A 14,516-nucleotide genomic window follows, 5' to 3' on the forward strand; every position below is an offset into this window, starting at 1 on the left:
GTTGCTATTGCTTGGATATGTAAAACTGTGACAATATGCCTTATTATGGATAACTACTAATAGGGAGTAACCCTGATGCTGATGGTTTGATTGGTGTCGGGTTTTTTTGTGCCTGATGGCAGACAAATATCAATCAAGAACAGACTTACTCGTTGAAAATGCATCGCTTCGGGGAAGTATCGCAACAATGCGAGCTGCTGAGTGGTCAAAAACTATAAGGTGGTTTATTGCTGGGTCAGCATTGGTTTTAGGGCTATATCTTTTATCGCCAGTTGCAATTTCATGGGCTGGTAAAACAACAAAAGCTGATATTGGCATTAACGCGAAAATCCACGCTGAAATTAACAAGGATGAAAAGTCAGCTGAAGAGAGTAGTTATCTAGTTGGCTTGCTCGGTGGTCTCTTTGGTGTGTTCGGGATTTTATATGGTAGAGGTCAGTCAAGACATAGAAAAAATGTGGTTGAACGCTATCAACCATATAAAGAGATGTATGAAAAAGAAGTGGACAGTAAGAGAACATCTAGTGACTTAACGCCAAGAGGCGAAACAAGACCGGAGGATGTGTGATGGATTCACAATTGAATGATTCAATATTACTGATCGCGTTATTTATTGGGATTTGGTACGCCTGGTTTGTTGAGTATAGAAGCTATTTGAACGACTCTACTCGTCAGCGCCTTTTTGATATACGTGATCAATTATTCAATGCCGCTGAAGCGGGAGAAATTGATTTTGATAATGAATTGTATTGCATTACACGCACGACTTTGAATGGGGTGATTAGATACACCCATCAGTTAAGTGCGATGCATTTTATCCTGACGTTATTTTTGGGCCGGAATGATATTAAAAATAGTCCTCAGTTAAAACGTTATCAAGAGCGTTGGGAGGATGCTTTCTTAAAAACAGAGTCAGAGCATCAAAAGAAACTGATATTAAAAGCCCAAAAAGAAATGCACCTTACTGTCTTTTATCACATTGTCAGAGGTTCACTCTTTTTAAGGGCGGTACTATATATGACGGCATTGCTCCTAATTCTAAAAAATCGCAAGATTGATAATGCTGTCACGTCAAAAAGTGTACGTAGTAAATGGACAATGCTGGATGCTGAAGCTAATTGCATAGGTCAAGCGGTTGCATCTTAACTTCTGATTGTTGCCGTTTTTATGCGTAGACGGTATCTTCAATAACAACAAATATTTAATGCCCTGAACTGTTTCAGGGCATTTTTTTTGCCCCGCATTCGTAGAGTGGCACCTGTTCTTGAAATAAACGACGAACAGGAGACTCGCCATGACATCATTCCCTCAAGGTCGCTATGCATAACGTAGCGCTTGCAATCTGCTCACTACTGGTCGGCACTGATGGTGCCGTCCAGTTATTTCCTGCTGGCAAGTTCGATGCCCCTCGCGGTGCGATGGCAGGGAGTGGCCCTTGGTATCTTGATGATGTTTCTGCAGCTGCACTTATTAATCGCGTTCAATCACGCAAGAACGACATCGTTTTCGATTACGAACACCAAACTTTGTTGGCTGCTAAAAATGGTCAGCCTGCACCCGCTGCCGGTTGGGGTAAGCCTGCCGCGTTGAGTTGGGTGCCTGATAAAGGTCTCATGTTGTCTAGTCCTGAATGGACACCAAAAGCCAACGGCTTCATCACCAACAAAGAATATAAATATATTTCACCCGTTTTCACCTATGACCCCAAAACAGGTCATGTCTTGGATTTACTTCATGTCGCGTTAACCAATAACCCAGCCATTGATGGAATGGATGATGTATTGGCAGCGGCTTCCCTTCTCCCGCAACCAAAACAAGAGGACGCTTCTATGAACGAGGAGACTTTAAAGCTGTTACGCCAATTATTTGGCCTTGCAGCTGATGCCGATGAATCAGCGGTGACTGCAGCTCTGACTGCTATGAATAAGCAGGTTACCAACATGGCAACCACATTGGAGCTGAAAGACACTTCAGGGCTTGCTGCGCTGACAGCGGTTAGCAATGCTCTCGGTGAGCTAAAGAAAAAAGCCGATAGCGCTGATGAAGCTGTTGCTGCTGCCACTGCGGCTACCCCCGACACCGCTATGGCTGTTATTAAAGAGCAAGGCGAAGAAATTGCTGCTCTGACAGCGCGCCTGGATGGCAATGACAAGGACGCCATGATTGCCGCAGCCAAAGCAGATGGCAAGCTCACTCCCGCCATGGAGCTGTGGGCTAAAGACCAGCCGGTTGATGTGCTGAAGTCCTACCTTAAATCAGCCGCCCCCATTGCCGCCCTGACAGGTAAACAAACCACCACACAGCAAGTCGATGACGACGGCAACCCCGTTCTGTCTGATGCGCAGTTGGCGGTTTGTACGCAATTGGGTGTCGAGCCAGCCGAATACGCCAAATCACTCAAAGGAGATAAGTAATGGCCGCATTAACCAAAGACCGTAATACCCCGCAACGGTTAGGTGAAGTTCACAACCATCCAGTGGCGGCATCAAGTGTCATCTTTGCTGGCTCTATTGTTGTGCTTGATTCATCTGGCAATGCTGAGGCTGGTTCAACGGCAACCGGTTTGAAAGCCGTAGGCCGTGCAGACCAGCACGTTGATAACGGTGCTGGCTCTGCCGGTGATAAAGCCATTGATGTACGCAAAGGCACGTTCTTGTTTGCAAACGATGGCTCGATTGACCGCACCGATATCGAAGCCACCGCTTACATCGTCGATGACCAGACAGTGGCTAACACTGACGACACCGGCTCCCGTAGTGCTGCAGGCAAGATTGTCGACGTTGATGTTGACGGCGTCTGGGTCAAATTCGACTAAGACTTCACTGGTTTAGCTAATTAATAAGGATGACACCATGAAAAAACTGATTCTCTTGCCGATGGCCATCGTCGGCGCTCTCGTAATGATGACCTCCGCGATGGCGGCTGACTGGTCATTGCCAGCCAGCCTAATGACCGGCCCTGCCTCATTGAATACGGCCATGATGGGTGATGCAATGCCAATGCTGGCGTTTGGCGGCATCATCATTAACAAACAGGCTATTCAAGATATTTTTATTGGCCTGAAAACCGTCTTCCATAACGCACTCAAAGCCCGAACCAGTAACTGGCAACTGACTGCGATGGAGGTCATGTCTAGCACCAAGACCGAAGACTACGCCTGGTTAGAACGTTTCCCGAAAATGCGTAAATGGGTGGGTGAAAAGCATGTCAAAGCCTTGAAAGCCGGTAAATACACTGCCACCAATGAAGATTGGGAAACGACCATCGCGGTTGATCGTAACGATATCGAAGATGACACCTTGGGTATCTACAACACCCAAGCCAATATGGCGGGTGACTCAGCGGGTGAACTGCACGACATCATCTTGGACGATCTGAAAAACAACGCCTTTATTAATGAAGGTCTTGATGGTCAGTACTTCTATGACACCGATCATGAAGTGAATGAAGATTCGGTATCGAACAAACTGACAGTGGCATTGAGCGCGGCAACATCAGCGGCTGCAGCGGCGTCTTACGGTGCGGCACGTACTGCAATGATGAAGTTCACCGATGACGAAGGCATGCCATTGCGTCTGGTACCCGACTTGCTCGAAGTGCCACCGGCTTTGGAAGCTGTCGCACGTAAATTGGTCGAAGCCGACAAGCTCGACGATGACAGCCCGAACCCCTACAAAGGCACAGCCAAAATTGAAGTCAATCCGGGGTTAACGTCTGATACTGTCTGGTTCCTCCACCACACCCGCAACGCTGTGAAGCCTTTCATTATCCAGATGCGTAAGAAGCCTGTCTTCGTCAGCCAGACGGATATGGAAAACGATGATGTATTCAATAAGCGTGAATACAAGTTTGGTGCCGAAGCGCGAGCGACTGGCGTGTATGGCTTCTGGCAACTGTCTGTCGGTTCCACCGGCGGCGCGTAGTTAATCAGCCTTTAAGACAACTTTATCAGGGCGGTTTTCCGCCCTGATAACCAAGATAAGGAACGCATGATGGAAAACTTACTACAACTGCTACGTGAGAAGGCATTCGACAAAAAGCCTACCGTCGAAGAACTGAAAAAGTTTGATGGTCTGGACAGCATTACAGCCAAAGAGCGTGATGAAGCCTGGAAAGTCATTCAGGACGAAAAGCAGGCTCAGTCTAAAACGAATTCAGAAGCTGATGATAATGGGGGTGGCGGTGACTCAGACAAAAACAGCACAACCACAACAACCACTACAACCGACAGTGACCCTGATTCTAAACCAAGCACCAAACAGAACGCTTTACCACACTACCGTGTGACCGTGATGCGGGATGGGTTTCGTCGTTTAGGTCGTGCCTGGTCAGGCAGTGATGATGTCGAGCTGAGCGAAGAAGAGGTCGCCATCCTGGAAGCCGATCCGATGTTCAGCGTTGTCGAGCTATAAGCGGATATCTCAACGATGCCTTACTGCACACAACAAGACCTGGTCACCCGATATGGAGAGGATGAACTGATCCAGCTTACGGATAAGCAAAACACGGGTCAGCTGGACACGGACGTCATTAATTTAGCCATTGCCGACTCAGACAGCATGATTGATGGTTATCTGGGTGGCCGTTACAGCCTGCCGATTGACCCGCTGCCAAGGTCATTGGTGCGTATTGCTTGCGAAATTACACGCTATTACTTGTACGAAAATCTAGCGCCCGATGAAGTAAAAGACCGGTACAACGAAGCAGTCAAGTCACTCAAAAGCATCGCCCGTGGCGAATTGAGCATTGGTATCAGTACAGAAGGTGCCAAACCTCTCAGCCAAAACACAGTGAAAATCAACACCGGTGGCAATGTCTTTAACCGTAAAGATAAGAGCTTTATATGAACAGCATTAGCACCGTTGAAGATCACATCATTGAAAAAGCACAGGCGTTATTTGGCAATACATTAAGCGCTGCTGAAGTGTTACCCAGCGCGTTGAACTTGGCAGTACTGAAACAGTTGGTTGCCTCAAACAGAACGCCGGGCGTTTACACCACGTTTCTCGGTGGTCAAGGCAACTCACGCGGTAGCCTCAATGGCCGTTTTGATGTGTATGTCATCACCCGTCACGTTGGTAACCACAGCGCCCGGCGTCGAGGTGACACAACCACCATTGGTGCTTATGACATTTTAGCGGCACTGATTCCTAAGCTGCATGAATCGACGATTGCAGGGGTCGGTTCACTGGCGCTGAAGAATGTCAGGAATCTGTTTTCAATGCAGCTGGAGCAAAGCTTCAAAGCCACGATGTATGCCGTCACTTTTGAGTTGCCAAATATGCCATTTCCTAATGACTTTGACCCATCAACGTTGGCTGATTTTGTCACCTTTCATGCTGAACATTCATTGGTCGACGGCGACGACGAACCCGACGCTATTGACCACATAACATTGGAGCAATAAACCATGCCAGACCGAATTTTTATCAAACCCGCCAAGCAGGCTGTCAATGTGCGAAAGCTACGCGGCGGTCTGTTAAATCAGCACGGTGAATACGTGCCACGTGAAGTGTATTACCTGAAGCGGATAAAAGACGGTGATGCGATTGAGCTAACCAGTGACGCCGACATTAAAAAAGCGTTGGCCAAGGCTAAAACGGATGCCAAAAAAGCCGTTGCTGCCAAACCCACAGATTCAACTGATAAGGATGCATAAGCATGGCTATTTCTTTTGATACGATTCCTGAAAAATTACGTCTACCGTTTACAGCCATTGAGTTCAGTAATCGGTTGGCAGGTAATGCCAATATTGATTTTAAAATGCTGGTTATCGGTCAGCGACTGTCAACCGGCACGATTCCAGCGGGGCAAGCAGTTCGTGCCAATAGCCCTGAAGAATTGGAAGCGTATTTTGGTCGAGGCTCTATGTTGGCTGAAATGGGCAAGGCACAAATCAATGCCGATCAGTTTACTGAAAAGTGGTTCTTGGCTTTAGATGATGCATCAGGCGGTGAACAAGCAACCGGGTCAATCACCGTTACTGGCCCGGCCACGCGAGGAGGCACAGTCTTTCTTTACATCGCAGGCTATCGCTTACTCATTGGTGTTGACGCTGCTGACACGGATGAAGATATTGCCAGCGCTATCGTTGCAGCCATTACGGCAGAGACGACCTTACCGGTAACAGCCGAAGTTAATGGTGCAGAGTCGACTGAGGTCGATATCACTTGTAAGTGGAAAGGTGAAACCGGCAACGATATTGATATGCGACTCAATTTCTACGATGAAGCCTTGCCTGATGGTGTCGGCCTCACCTTTGTGGCCATGTCTGGCGGTACCGGTAATCCTGATCTTACTGATGTGTTCACTGCTATTGGTGATGAATGGTACAACTGGCTTGCAGTGCCTTATACCGATACAGCCAACTTAGTGGTGCTAGAAGCCGAAGCAGAAAGTCGCTGGGGGCCAATGCGTGCCATCGGCTTTCGGGCATTTACTGCGTTTAAAGGCACCCACTCAGAAACCGGGACTTTTGGCAGTGGACGAAATGGCCCACACGTCACCTGCATGGGTACCAATGACTCACCGACTCCGCCTTATCTATGGGCTGGCGTCAATTGTGTTGTCGCTGCCGCTTCCTTGCAAATTGACCCGGCACGTCAGCTAAGAACGCTGGCATTGCCTGGTATTAAGCCACCGAAAAAAGAACTGCGTTGGGATGGTACCGAGCGTAATCAGCTGCTGTTCGATGGTATTGCTACTTACAGTGTTGATCGTGGTGGATTGGTACGAATTGAACGTCAAATCAGTATGTATCAAACCAATGCGTCCGGCTTTGCTGATGACAGTTATCTCAACATCAACACGGCAGAAACATTAGAACGCATCCGCTTTGAGCAACGGGCAATGGTGTCTCAAAAATTCCCGCGTCACAAGCTGGCGGATGATGATTTTGATATTCCAGCCGGTCAGGCGGTGGTGACGCCTAATGCCATGGAAGATGAGTTTTTAGCCTTGTATACCGTCTTTATGGATCGCGGCTGGTGCCAGGATTATGAAGGTTATAAAGCCACAATCATCGCTGAAATTCATGATGACGATCCAGACCGTCTGGATATGTATGACTCACCAAAACTCATCAATAACCTACGTGTCACGGCTGTGCACACTGAATATCGTCGTTAAATTTAGGAGTAAGCAATGAGCGAACAAGTCACAGGAAAAGTAAAAGTCAGAATTGACGGCGGTGTTATTGAGTCAGAAAACGAAGCCACGTTAGATCCGGGTGGTGTTTCAAGAGAACCGTCGAGCCATGGTGGCAAAACCTATTTCACCGAATCAGATTCACCACCGAACCTGAAGTTTAAAATCCTGCTCACGTCAACGGTTGACGTGACAGAGGTGAATAAGTGGAAAAACAAAACCGTCACGTTTATCACTGATACCGGCCAACGTTATTTAATGCGTAACGCCTTCACTGTGAATGTGATTGAGCATGGCATGACCAGTGCGGATGTCGAGATGTCAGGCGATATGGCGGAGAAGGTATAAACGCATGGCCACGATAACAATTTCACTCGAACACGGCGTCAAAATGGGCGATAAAACCCACACTACAGTCTTGCTGCGAGAGTTAACCCCTGGAGACATCATTGATGCGGGGCTAGCGTCTGAACGTGTCACGGCATCAGATGATGGCTATGTGTTTGCTGTCAGTCCGACATTGATGGGGCTTCATACCTTGGCGAAGCAGATTGAATCTATTGGTGATTATGACGGCATTGTTGATATTGATGACCTGCGTAAATTTCACCGTGAAGATTTTGAGCTGCTTCAGTTTCATGCAGAACGATTAGACCAGGCAGTGCTGGAGTCTGTCATGCAGCGGGGGAAGCATGATGCGTCTGGCGGAGAACCTGAACTGGCAGACGATTAAGTTCAGCCAGTACAGCCAGACGCCTCTTAACTACACATTAAATAGACCTTTAAGACTCTTTTATACGCAGCTAATGAAACGATGAGCCAAAACGACTTAACAACCAGCATCAACATCAACGCCGGAGGTAACTTCGGCCGCCAGATGCGTGTTAATGAAGACCGTTGGAAACGCTTTAGCAAAACAGGCCAACGTCAAATGGGCGTGTTGCGTAGAAGTGTCAGCAGCTTTGGTAACGGGCTTGATAAGTTAGGCAATCGTTACACCGCACTATTGACCGGTGCCGCTGGTGCCGGAACAGCCAAGTTTTTAGTCTCGCTTGAGCGTCGCTTCACTCGGCTAGGCATTCAAGCCAATATCGGTGCTGAAGCAATCGATGAACTGAAAAAGAAAATCTATGAAACGGCACAATCACCCGACATCAGAGTTGACCCAAGTCAAATCACCAGCGCGATTGAATCTATTGTCGAGAAAACCGGTGACCTGGACTTTGCTGAAGCCAATATCCGCAACATTGGTTTAGCCATCCAGGCAACCGGTGCAGAAGGCACATCGATTGGTGAAGTGCTAGGTGAGTTCCAGAAAATGGGCATCGTCTTGGAAAAAGACGTGCTTACGGCACTCGACACACTCAATGTGCAAGGTAAAGAAGGCGCGTTCACCTTGCAAAATATTGCGGCATTAGGCCCTCGTGTTGTCACCGCTTACACCTCGATGGGGCGGCAAGGTATTCCTGCTATTCGTGAGATGGGTGCGGCATTGCAGGTTATCCGTCAGGGTACCGGCTCATCAGAGATGGCAGCGACGGCTTTTGAAGCCTTAATGCGGACACTGAGTGATGCTAAGAAAATAGACATGCTCAAAAGCGGCGGCATCAAAATATTTGATGCTGAAGCTTTAAGTCGTGGCGAAGAAGTGTTGCGACCAATCAATGAAATCATGGTCGACATTATCAAAAAAACACAAGGCAAAAAAACACTGTTAAGCACCGTGTTTGATGCAGAAGCCATGCGTGCATTCAATTCTTCCACTGCCGAGTTCCAGCGCACTGGTGGGCTGGAAAGCTTAGATAAATTCATGAATGTCCACGCTGATGGCACCACCACATTAGAAGACTCGACCAGAGCAGCAAATGATGCCGCAGGCGCTATGCGAAACCTCTACACTGCCTGGCAACAATTTGCTGACTCAAACCTGACTACCTACATTCAATCATTGGCGGACACGATCAATGACATTGATAAAGAAACACTGGATATGCTCATCAAAGGTGCAGCAGGTCTGGTTGCAGTCGGTGGCACAGCTATCCTAGCGAGGAAACTCTATAAAGGTGGCAAGGGTATCTCCGACTTTGTTAAAGGCAGCAAAGCTAAATCCGCCATGGGTGGTGCACTAGGCGGGATGGATGGGGTAACGCCTGTTTATGTTGTCAATATGCGCGGCGGCATGGATCCAACGGGTATGGATCCAAAAAAGAAACCAAAAGTAAAAAAACCTAATCGTAGGCAAATGCTTAGAGCAGCGCCAAATATGAAAACAATAGCAGCGATGGGTGCCGGAGCGATGGGTACTGCTGGTTTAGCAGTTGGCGCTGCTGGTTTGGCAGGTTACGGAGCCGGTAAGGTTATTTATGATAATGCATTAGAAGGCACTGAGTTTGCTGACGCATTAGGCCGTTCGATTGCTAAAGCCTTGGCTTTGTTTGGTAATGATAATGCTCAGGCCGCATTAAGTGCGGAAAAACGCAGCCAACTGCAAATTGAAGTCACCGATAAGCGTGTCCAGGTCAAAAATATCCAAAGCGATGACATGGATATTAATGTCGATACTGGCCCTACAGTGGGGAATCTGTAATGGCCGAACAAGTATTGACATGGCGCGAGCAACTTCAACAATCCTCATTCCGTGGCGTTGAGTTTTATGTTGATGACCATACGCTCGAATTTGGTCGCCGTGTCCAGTTGCATGATTATCCCTTTAAAGATGATGCCTATGCCGAAGACTTAGGCGGCAAAGATGCTGTGTACTCCTTTCCTGCTTTTGTAGTGGGTGAAGATTACAGGCAGCAGCGTGACAAACTGATTGAGGCTTTAAACAAAAAAGGCTCTGGCACCTTAGTTCATCGTTACCTCGGACGTGTCCGTGTGCAGGCTGGCCCCAGCAGTTTGCGTGAAACCAATAAAGAAGGTGGTATTGCCCGATTTACTCTGACTTTTTACAAAGCTGAGTCACGCGCCAAGCCAACATCAAAAGTTGACACGCAACAACGCGTCAATGCAGCGGCCAAAAACGCACAAGCTGTAGTGAAGCAACAATTTACATCGGCATACAGCGTTACCGGCTTTCCAGGTTGGGTGAAAGAACAGGCGAAAACCGTCTTATCCGATATCGAGTCACGCTTTTCCGGATTAGGTGTTATCGATGCCACCATTGCCGATTTTGTTGGTTTGCCCGATGCCTTAGCGGGGCAGGTGATTGGCAGTGTCGGCAGTCTTTCTGCCATGACTCAGTTTCGTAAACTGTTCAGCTTTGGTAGCGAATCAGCCGCCGTGCCAACCACCACGCCAAGTCGTGTTCAGCAAGCCTCAAATCAGCAGGCAATCATTAACCTGGTACAACAATCATCACAAATTGAAGCGGCCAGAGTGGCTAGTACCCGTGATTATGACTCGGCTCAAGATGCGATTGCCGCACGTGATGAACTGTCTGAGGTATTAGATGAGCAAATGCAAGCGGCAGACGATGAGACCTATATCGCACTGCAAGATTTACGGGCTTCCATGGTTCAAGACCTGACAGAACGTGCCGCCAACCTCAAGCAAGTTCGTCGCTATACACCACAAGCGACATTGCCCTCATTAGTGATTGCGCATCAGCTCTACCAAGACGCTGATCGTGCAACCGATATCGTCTCTCGCAATAACATCGGTCACCCCGGATTTGTACCCGGTGGTCAGACTTTGGAGGTGTTGGATGCATGATGTCGCCTTGAAAGTGAATGGTCTGGACTGGTATGGCTGGGAAGAGGTTCGGATCAATCGTTCAATTGTTCAAATTGCGAATGAGTTTAATCTCAAGCTGACTGATAAATGGTCTGAAAACAGCGCGCCACGCCCTATTAACGATGGCGATTCCTGCAAGGTGACGATTGATGATCACACGGTCATCACTGGCTATATTGATGAAGTTGATCATAGCTATGATGACAGCACTAATGGCATTCAAGTAGCAGGGCGTGATGCAACCGGTGACCTGGTTGATTGTAGCGCGCCATCGTTTCAGTGGGCTGGTCGTAACCAATTAGAGGGTGCGTCAGTACTCTGTGAGCCATACGGTATTCCGGTGTCCTCAACGGTTGATACCAGCAAACCGTTTGCCACAATGAAATCAGATGAAGGTGAAAGCACCTTTGAAGTGCTCGATACCGTCGCTAAAATCAGAGCAGTACTGCTAGTGTCTGATGGTTTGGGTGGCCTAAAAATCACACGTTCCGGAACCCGACGCCTGAAAGGCAGTTTAGAAACCGGTGTCAACATTAAAGCCGGTAGTCGTAAACGCTCATCACGCGAACGCTTTAGTCACTACACGGTTAAAGGCCAAACCAGCAGTGCCTGGATAGATACGGTATCGGTGTCAGCTACCGTGGCAGATAAAGCCGTTACTCGTCATCGACCTAAAATTATTCTAGCTGAAGATGCCTTAGATGCCGCTGGCTGCAAAGCCAGAGCCACATGGCATAGAAATATTTCTGCAGCGAAAGCTCAGACATTTAATTACACGATGCTGAGCTGGTATTTAGACGATGAATTGATCGAACCCAATTGCCTTATCGCAGTGAAAGACCACTACCTGAATGTCAATCGTGACCTATTGATCGTAGGCATCACCTATATAGTTGATGATAAAGGGCTGCGCGCTGAGCTGATCCTTGGTTTGCCTGAAGCGTTTGAACTACAAGCCCTGCCAGAGCCAAACGATGAAGGCGGTGTCTGGTAATGCGTCGCTTACAGAAATTACTGTCACCATTAAAACGTGGCCTGCAACAAATGCTACGTGTCGGTGCCTTGCTTAAAGTCAATGACGCACCACCGATTCAAATGGTGCAGATCGAAACCTTATCTGGTGAGGTGATTGAGGTGCCTCGCATTCAAGATTACGGCATAACATCCGTGCCACTACCCGGAGCAAAAGGTGTCGTCGCGGCTATTGGCGGTAAAACCAATGGCTATGTTTGCATCAAGATGGATGATAAGCGCTATCGTCAAGTCAGTCTCAAGCCGGGCGAAGTTGCACTCTACGATAGTCAAGGACAACTCGTTCACCTCAAGCAGGGTGGCCTGATGGAGTTGATTGCCAACACACAAATCACGGCCAAAGTGCCGGTTTTTCGTATCGAAGGCCAACTGAACGTCACCGGCGACATTATCGATCACGTCGATAGCGATGGTCTGACCATGGCGAGCATGCGTTCTACTTATAACGGCCACAATCATAATGGCGATAGTGGCGGCACCACCAGTAACCCTAATCAGAGTATGACACCATGATGGATTTTGTTATCAAAATGGTGAATAAAAATGGTCGTCCACGCTTTGTGCTGGAAACCGATCCATTAAAAATTACCTACGTCGCGATACTGGAAACAGCCGTCATCGTGGCGCTTTTCACTGACAGACAAGCCGACTCAGATGACGTCATCCCCGATGGCACCAATGATAAACGTGGCTGGTGGGGCGATGCCTTGGCGTCTGTTTCTGGTGACTTGATCGGCTCACGGCTTTGGTTGTTACAACGTGAAAAGCAAACCGAGCCTGTGCGAAAAGCCGCTGAAGACTATGCCGATGAAGCCTTGCAGCATCTCATTGATGATGAAGTGGTTGATTCCGTGCAAGTCACAGCCAGTTACCCACGCGCTGAATGGTTAGCCTTAGATATCGACATCGAAACAGCAGACGGCCAGCTTTTAAATTTCAATTATGCCTGGGAGGCTTTCAATGGCGTTTAAACGTCCTTCATTGGCAGAATTACATGCCCGTTTAACGGCGAATATTGATAGCAGAACCGATGGTCAGCCACGTCTGCGCCGTTCACCGTTTAATATCTTTGCCACGGTCATGGCGGGTGGCATGCATGAGATGTATGGCTATCAAGCCTATAAAGCGAAGCAGTTATTGCCTGATAGCGCCGATGAAGCGCACTTTGGTCGTCTCGCATCAATTGAAGGCACCGAGCGAAACCCATTCGAATACGCGATCGGCCAATGTGAAGTCACCGGCACCAATGGCGCTGTTATCGAAGCCGGTAAAACTCTAAAACGTGCTGATGCGGTTGAATACACAGTCGATGATGAAGTCACTATTGTCGGTGGTGAAGCCGTTATTTCAGTCACAGCCGTTTTGCCAGGCGCTGAAGCCAATGCCATCGCTGGCGTTGCCTTAACCTTTGTCGATACCCTTGCCGGTATTAATGGCCAAGCCATCGTTGACGCAGACGGTATTAACAATGGTACCGACATCGAGCAGCTTGAAAGTTGGCGTCAACGTCATATCGAAAACATCCAGCAACCGGCTCAAGGTGGCGCGGCACATGACTACATTAGATGGTCAAAACAAGTGCCAGGTGTTACCCGTGCATGGCAATATCCGGGTGAGATGGGTGAAGGCACTGTCACCGTTCGTTTCGTGAGAGATAACGATGACAGCATCATCCCTGATGCGACTGAAGTGGAAGCGGTGTATGACTATATTTTTGAACAGCACCCTGTTACAGCCGGGATCTATGTTGTTGCCCCCATCCCTGTCGCTTTAGATTTAACTATCGCGTTGACACCGAATACCACGGTTGTCAAAGCAGCCGTTGAATCCGAAATAGCCGACTTACTTTCGCGAGAAGCGATTCCAGAAGATGGTAATGGCAAAGGCACTATCAAAGTCAGCCATATCCGAGAAGCGATTAGTATCGCTGCTGGTGAGACCGATCATGTTTTAGTTAGCCCGACAGAAGACGTCACGCTAACGCTAGGCCAAATTCTCGTGCCAGGTGATATCACATGGCAATAAAAACCCAGCAATACCTCACTATGCTGATGGCCTTAATGCCTCGCGGCCTGCTTTGGGACGATCTGCAACACGATCCTGACTTTATCGGCTTGTTCGAATCAACCGCTGAAGAGCTTGCCATCCTTCACGCCCGTGAAGATGACCTGTTAGACGAAGCAGACCCGCGTACCACCTATGAAATGCTTAATGAGTGGGAAGCCGCTTACGCGCTGCCCGATCCGTGCGTAGATGACGTGCAAACCCTTCAGCAGCGACTGGCTAGCCTATACGCCAAAGTGACCAATAAAGGGGGGCAAAGCATCCCGTATTTTATAGCCATTGCAGAATCGATTGGCTATCAAGTCACTATCACCGAGTTTTCGCGCTGGACAGTCGCAGACCGAGTCAATAAACCGCTTTATGGGCAGTCTTGGCAGTTTGCATGGCAGGTCAATGCGCCTGAAGAAACGATTAGCTATTGGAGAGTGAATGGCCGCGTCGATGAGCCATTAGCATCATGGGGCAATAAGCGCCTCGAATGCACACTCCATAGATTAAAACCCGATCACACCACACTCATTTTTTCCTACGGAGGATAA

General features: G+C 48.3%; 19 protein-coding genes. All 19 read left to right on the forward strand.

Going from position 1 to position 14,516, the window contains the following annotated elements:
- Positions 1 to 115: 115 nt before the first annotated feature.
- The 19 genes from MDMS009_RS08555 (at position 116) to MDMS009_RS08645 (ending at position 14,516) form a co-directional block, all read left to right on the forward strand.
- Positions 116 to 568 carry a hypothetical protein gene (locus MDMS009_RS08555; protein ID WP_154646946.1) on the forward strand — a complete coding sequence of 151 codons (453 nt, stop codon included), beginning with the start codon at positions 116 to 118 and terminating at the stop codon, positions 566 to 568.
- The gene (locus MDMS009_RS08560; protein WP_008290118.1) at positions 568 to 1,146 is read left to right on the forward strand and encodes a hypothetical protein; all 579 of its coding nucleotides are present in this window, start codon (positions 568 to 570) and stop codon (positions 1,144 to 1,146) included. Before MDMS009_RS08555 ends, MDMS009_RS08560 begins: the two co-directional genes overlap by 1 nt.
- A 173-nt stretch (positions 1,147 to 1,319) precedes the next feature.
- Positions 1,320 to 2,414, forward strand: a complete 1,095-nt coding sequence (locus MDMS009_RS08565; protein ID WP_008290138.1) for a phage protease — start codon at positions 1,320 to 1,322, stop codon at positions 2,412 to 2,414.
- Entirely contained in the window at positions 2,414 to 2,815 is a 402-nt protein-coding gene (locus tag MDMS009_RS08570; RefSeq protein WP_008290156.1) for a hypothetical protein, read from the forward strand. Before MDMS009_RS08565 ends, MDMS009_RS08570 begins: the two co-directional genes overlap by 1 nt.
- Positions 2,816 to 2,852: 37 nt before the next feature.
- Positions 2,853 to 3,923 carry a Mu-like prophage major head subunit gpT family protein gene (locus tag MDMS009_RS08575; protein WP_008290173.1) on the forward strand — a complete coding sequence of 357 codons (1,071 nt, stop codon included), beginning with the start codon at positions 2,853 to 2,855 and terminating at the stop codon, positions 3,921 to 3,923.
- Positions 3,924 to 3,989: 66 nt separating this feature from the next.
- Positions 3,990 to 4,412, forward strand: a complete 423-nt coding sequence (locus MDMS009_RS08580; RefSeq protein ID WP_008290141.1) for a hypothetical protein — start codon at positions 3,990 to 3,992, stop codon at positions 4,410 to 4,412.
- Between the two features lie 15 nt (positions 4,413 to 4,427).
- Entirely contained in the window at positions 4,428 to 4,847 is a 420-nt protein-coding gene (locus tag MDMS009_RS08585) for a gp436 family protein (protein WP_008290132.1), read from the forward strand.
- Positions 4,844 to 5,407, forward strand: a complete 564-nt coding sequence (locus tag MDMS009_RS08590; protein WP_008290165.1) for a phage protein Gp37 — start codon at positions 4,844 to 4,846, stop codon at positions 5,405 to 5,407. The genes MDMS009_RS08585 and MDMS009_RS08590 overlap by 4 nt, the downstream gene beginning before the upstream one ends.
- A gap of 3 nt (positions 5,408 to 5,410) precedes the next feature.
- Entirely contained in the window at positions 5,411 to 5,659 is a 249-nt protein-coding gene (locus MDMS009_RS08595; RefSeq protein WP_008290139.1) for a DUF2635 domain-containing protein, read from the forward strand.
- A gap of 2 nt (positions 5,660 to 5,661) precedes the next feature.
- On the forward strand, positions 5,662 to 7,128 hold the full coding sequence (locus MDMS009_RS08600) for a phage tail sheath subtilisin-like domain-containing protein (protein ID WP_008290164.1): 1,467 nt from the start codon (positions 5,662 to 5,664) through the stop codon (positions 7,126 to 7,128).
- Positions 7,129 to 7,143: 15 nt separating this feature from the next.
- The gene (locus tag MDMS009_RS08605; protein WP_008290154.1) at positions 7,144 to 7,494 is read left to right on the forward strand and encodes a phage tail tube protein; all 351 of its coding nucleotides are present in this window, start codon (positions 7,144 to 7,146) and stop codon (positions 7,492 to 7,494) included.
- 4 nt (positions 7,495 to 7,498) lie between these two features.
- The gene (locus tag MDMS009_RS08610) at positions 7,499 to 7,879 is read left to right on the forward strand and encodes a phage tail assembly protein (protein WP_043887794.1); all 381 of its coding nucleotides are present in this window, start codon (positions 7,499 to 7,501) and stop codon (positions 7,877 to 7,879) included.
- A gap of 81 nt (positions 7,880 to 7,960) precedes the next feature.
- Complete coding sequence (locus MDMS009_RS08615) at positions 7,961 to 9,733, forward strand: phage tail tape measure protein (protein WP_008290161.1); 1,773 nt, start codon at positions 7,961 to 7,963, stop codon at positions 9,731 to 9,733.
- Positions 9,733 to 10,860, forward strand: coding sequence for a DNA circularization protein (locus MDMS009_RS08620; RefSeq protein WP_008290153.1), 1,128 nt, complete (start codon positions 9,733 to 9,735; stop codon positions 10,858 to 10,860). The genes MDMS009_RS08615 and MDMS009_RS08620 overlap by 1 nt, the downstream gene beginning before the upstream one ends.
- Positions 10,853 to 11,875 carry a phage baseplate assembly protein gene (locus tag MDMS009_RS08625; RefSeq protein ID WP_008290121.1) on the forward strand — a complete coding sequence of 341 codons (1,023 nt, stop codon included), beginning with the start codon at positions 10,853 to 10,855 and terminating at the stop codon, positions 11,873 to 11,875. The genes MDMS009_RS08620 and MDMS009_RS08625 overlap by 8 nt, the downstream gene beginning before the upstream one ends.
- A complete protein-coding gene (locus MDMS009_RS08630; protein WP_008290167.1) occupies positions 11,875 to 12,426 on the forward strand; it encodes a phage baseplate assembly protein V in 552 nt (183 codons plus the stop codon). Before MDMS009_RS08625 ends, MDMS009_RS08630 begins: the two co-directional genes overlap by 1 nt.
- Positions 12,423 to 12,884: a phage GP46 family protein gene (locus MDMS009_RS08635; RefSeq protein ID WP_008290120.1), complete on the forward strand. Its 462-nt coding sequence runs from the start codon at positions 12,423 to 12,425 to the stop codon at positions 12,882 to 12,884. Before MDMS009_RS08630 ends, MDMS009_RS08635 begins: the two co-directional genes overlap by 4 nt.
- Positions 12,874 to 13,938, forward strand: coding sequence for a baseplate J/gp47 family protein (locus MDMS009_RS08640; RefSeq protein ID WP_008290140.1), 1,065 nt, complete (start codon positions 12,874 to 12,876; stop codon positions 13,936 to 13,938). The genes MDMS009_RS08635 and MDMS009_RS08640 overlap by 11 nt, the downstream gene beginning before the upstream one ends.
- On the forward strand, positions 13,929 to 14,516 hold the full coding sequence (locus MDMS009_RS08645) for a YmfQ family protein (RefSeq protein WP_008290129.1): 588 nt from the start codon (positions 13,929 to 13,931) through the stop codon (positions 14,514 to 14,516). Before MDMS009_RS08640 ends, MDMS009_RS08645 begins: the two co-directional genes overlap by 10 nt.

This window comes from Methylophaga thiooxydans DMS010, assembly GCF_000156355.1.
Taxonomy (GTDB): domain Bacteria; phylum Pseudomonadota; class Gammaproteobacteria; order Nitrosococcales; family Methylophagaceae; genus Methylophaga; species Methylophaga thiooxydans.

Coding starts and splice junctions, on each gene's coding strand:
- MDMS009_RS08555 (WP_154646946.1), top strand. CDS start 116: ATGGCAGACAAATATCAATCAAGAACAGACTTACTCGTTGAAAATGCA.
- MDMS009_RS08560 (WP_008290118.1), top strand. CDS start 568: ATGGATTCACAATTGAATGATTCAATATTACTGATCGCGTTATTTATT.
- MDMS009_RS08565 (WP_008290138.1), top strand. CDS start 1,320: ATGCATAACGTAGCGCTTGCAATCTGCTCACTACTGGTCGGCACTGAT.
- MDMS009_RS08570 (WP_008290156.1), top strand. CDS start 2,414: ATGGCCGCATTAACCAAAGACCGTAATACCCCGCAACGGTTAGGTGAA.
- MDMS009_RS08575 (WP_008290173.1), top strand. CDS start 2,853: ATGAAAAAACTGATTCTCTTGCCGATGGCCATCGTCGGCGCTCTCGTA.
- MDMS009_RS08580 (WP_008290141.1), top strand. CDS start 3,990: ATGATGGAAAACTTACTACAACTGCTACGTGAGAAGGCATTCGACAAA.
- MDMS009_RS08585 (WP_008290132.1), top strand. CDS start 4,428: ATGCCTTACTGCACACAACAAGACCTGGTCACCCGATATGGAGAGGAT.
- MDMS009_RS08590 (WP_008290165.1), top strand. CDS start 4,844: ATGAACAGCATTAGCACCGTTGAAGATCACATCATTGAAAAAGCACAG.
- MDMS009_RS08595 (WP_008290139.1), top strand. CDS start 5,411: ATGCCAGACCGAATTTTTATCAAACCCGCCAAGCAGGCTGTCAATGTG.
- MDMS009_RS08600 (WP_008290164.1), top strand. CDS start 5,662: ATGGCTATTTCTTTTGATACGATTCCTGAAAAATTACGTCTACCGTTT.
- MDMS009_RS08605 (WP_008290154.1), top strand. CDS start 7,144: ATGAGCGAACAAGTCACAGGAAAAGTAAAAGTCAGAATTGACGGCGGT.
- MDMS009_RS08610 (WP_043887794.1), top strand. CDS start 7,499: ATGGCCACGATAACAATTTCACTCGAACACGGCGTCAAAATGGGCGAT.
- MDMS009_RS08615 (WP_008290161.1), top strand. CDS start 7,961: ATGAGCCAAAACGACTTAACAACCAGCATCAACATCAACGCCGGAGGT.
- MDMS009_RS08620 (WP_008290153.1), top strand. CDS start 9,733: ATGGCCGAACAAGTATTGACATGGCGCGAGCAACTTCAACAATCCTCA.
- MDMS009_RS08625 (WP_008290121.1), top strand. CDS start 10,853: ATGCATGATGTCGCCTTGAAAGTGAATGGTCTGGACTGGTATGGCTGG.
- MDMS009_RS08630 (WP_008290167.1), top strand. CDS start 11,875: ATGCGTCGCTTACAGAAATTACTGTCACCATTAAAACGTGGCCTGCAA.
- MDMS009_RS08635 (WP_008290120.1), top strand. CDS start 12,423: ATGATGGATTTTGTTATCAAAATGGTGAATAAAAATGGTCGTCCACGC.
- MDMS009_RS08640 (WP_008290140.1), top strand. CDS start 12,874: ATGGCGTTTAAACGTCCTTCATTGGCAGAATTACATGCCCGTTTAACG.
- MDMS009_RS08645 (WP_008290129.1), top strand. CDS start 13,929: ATGGCAATAAAAACCCAGCAATACCTCACTATGCTGATGGCCTTAATG.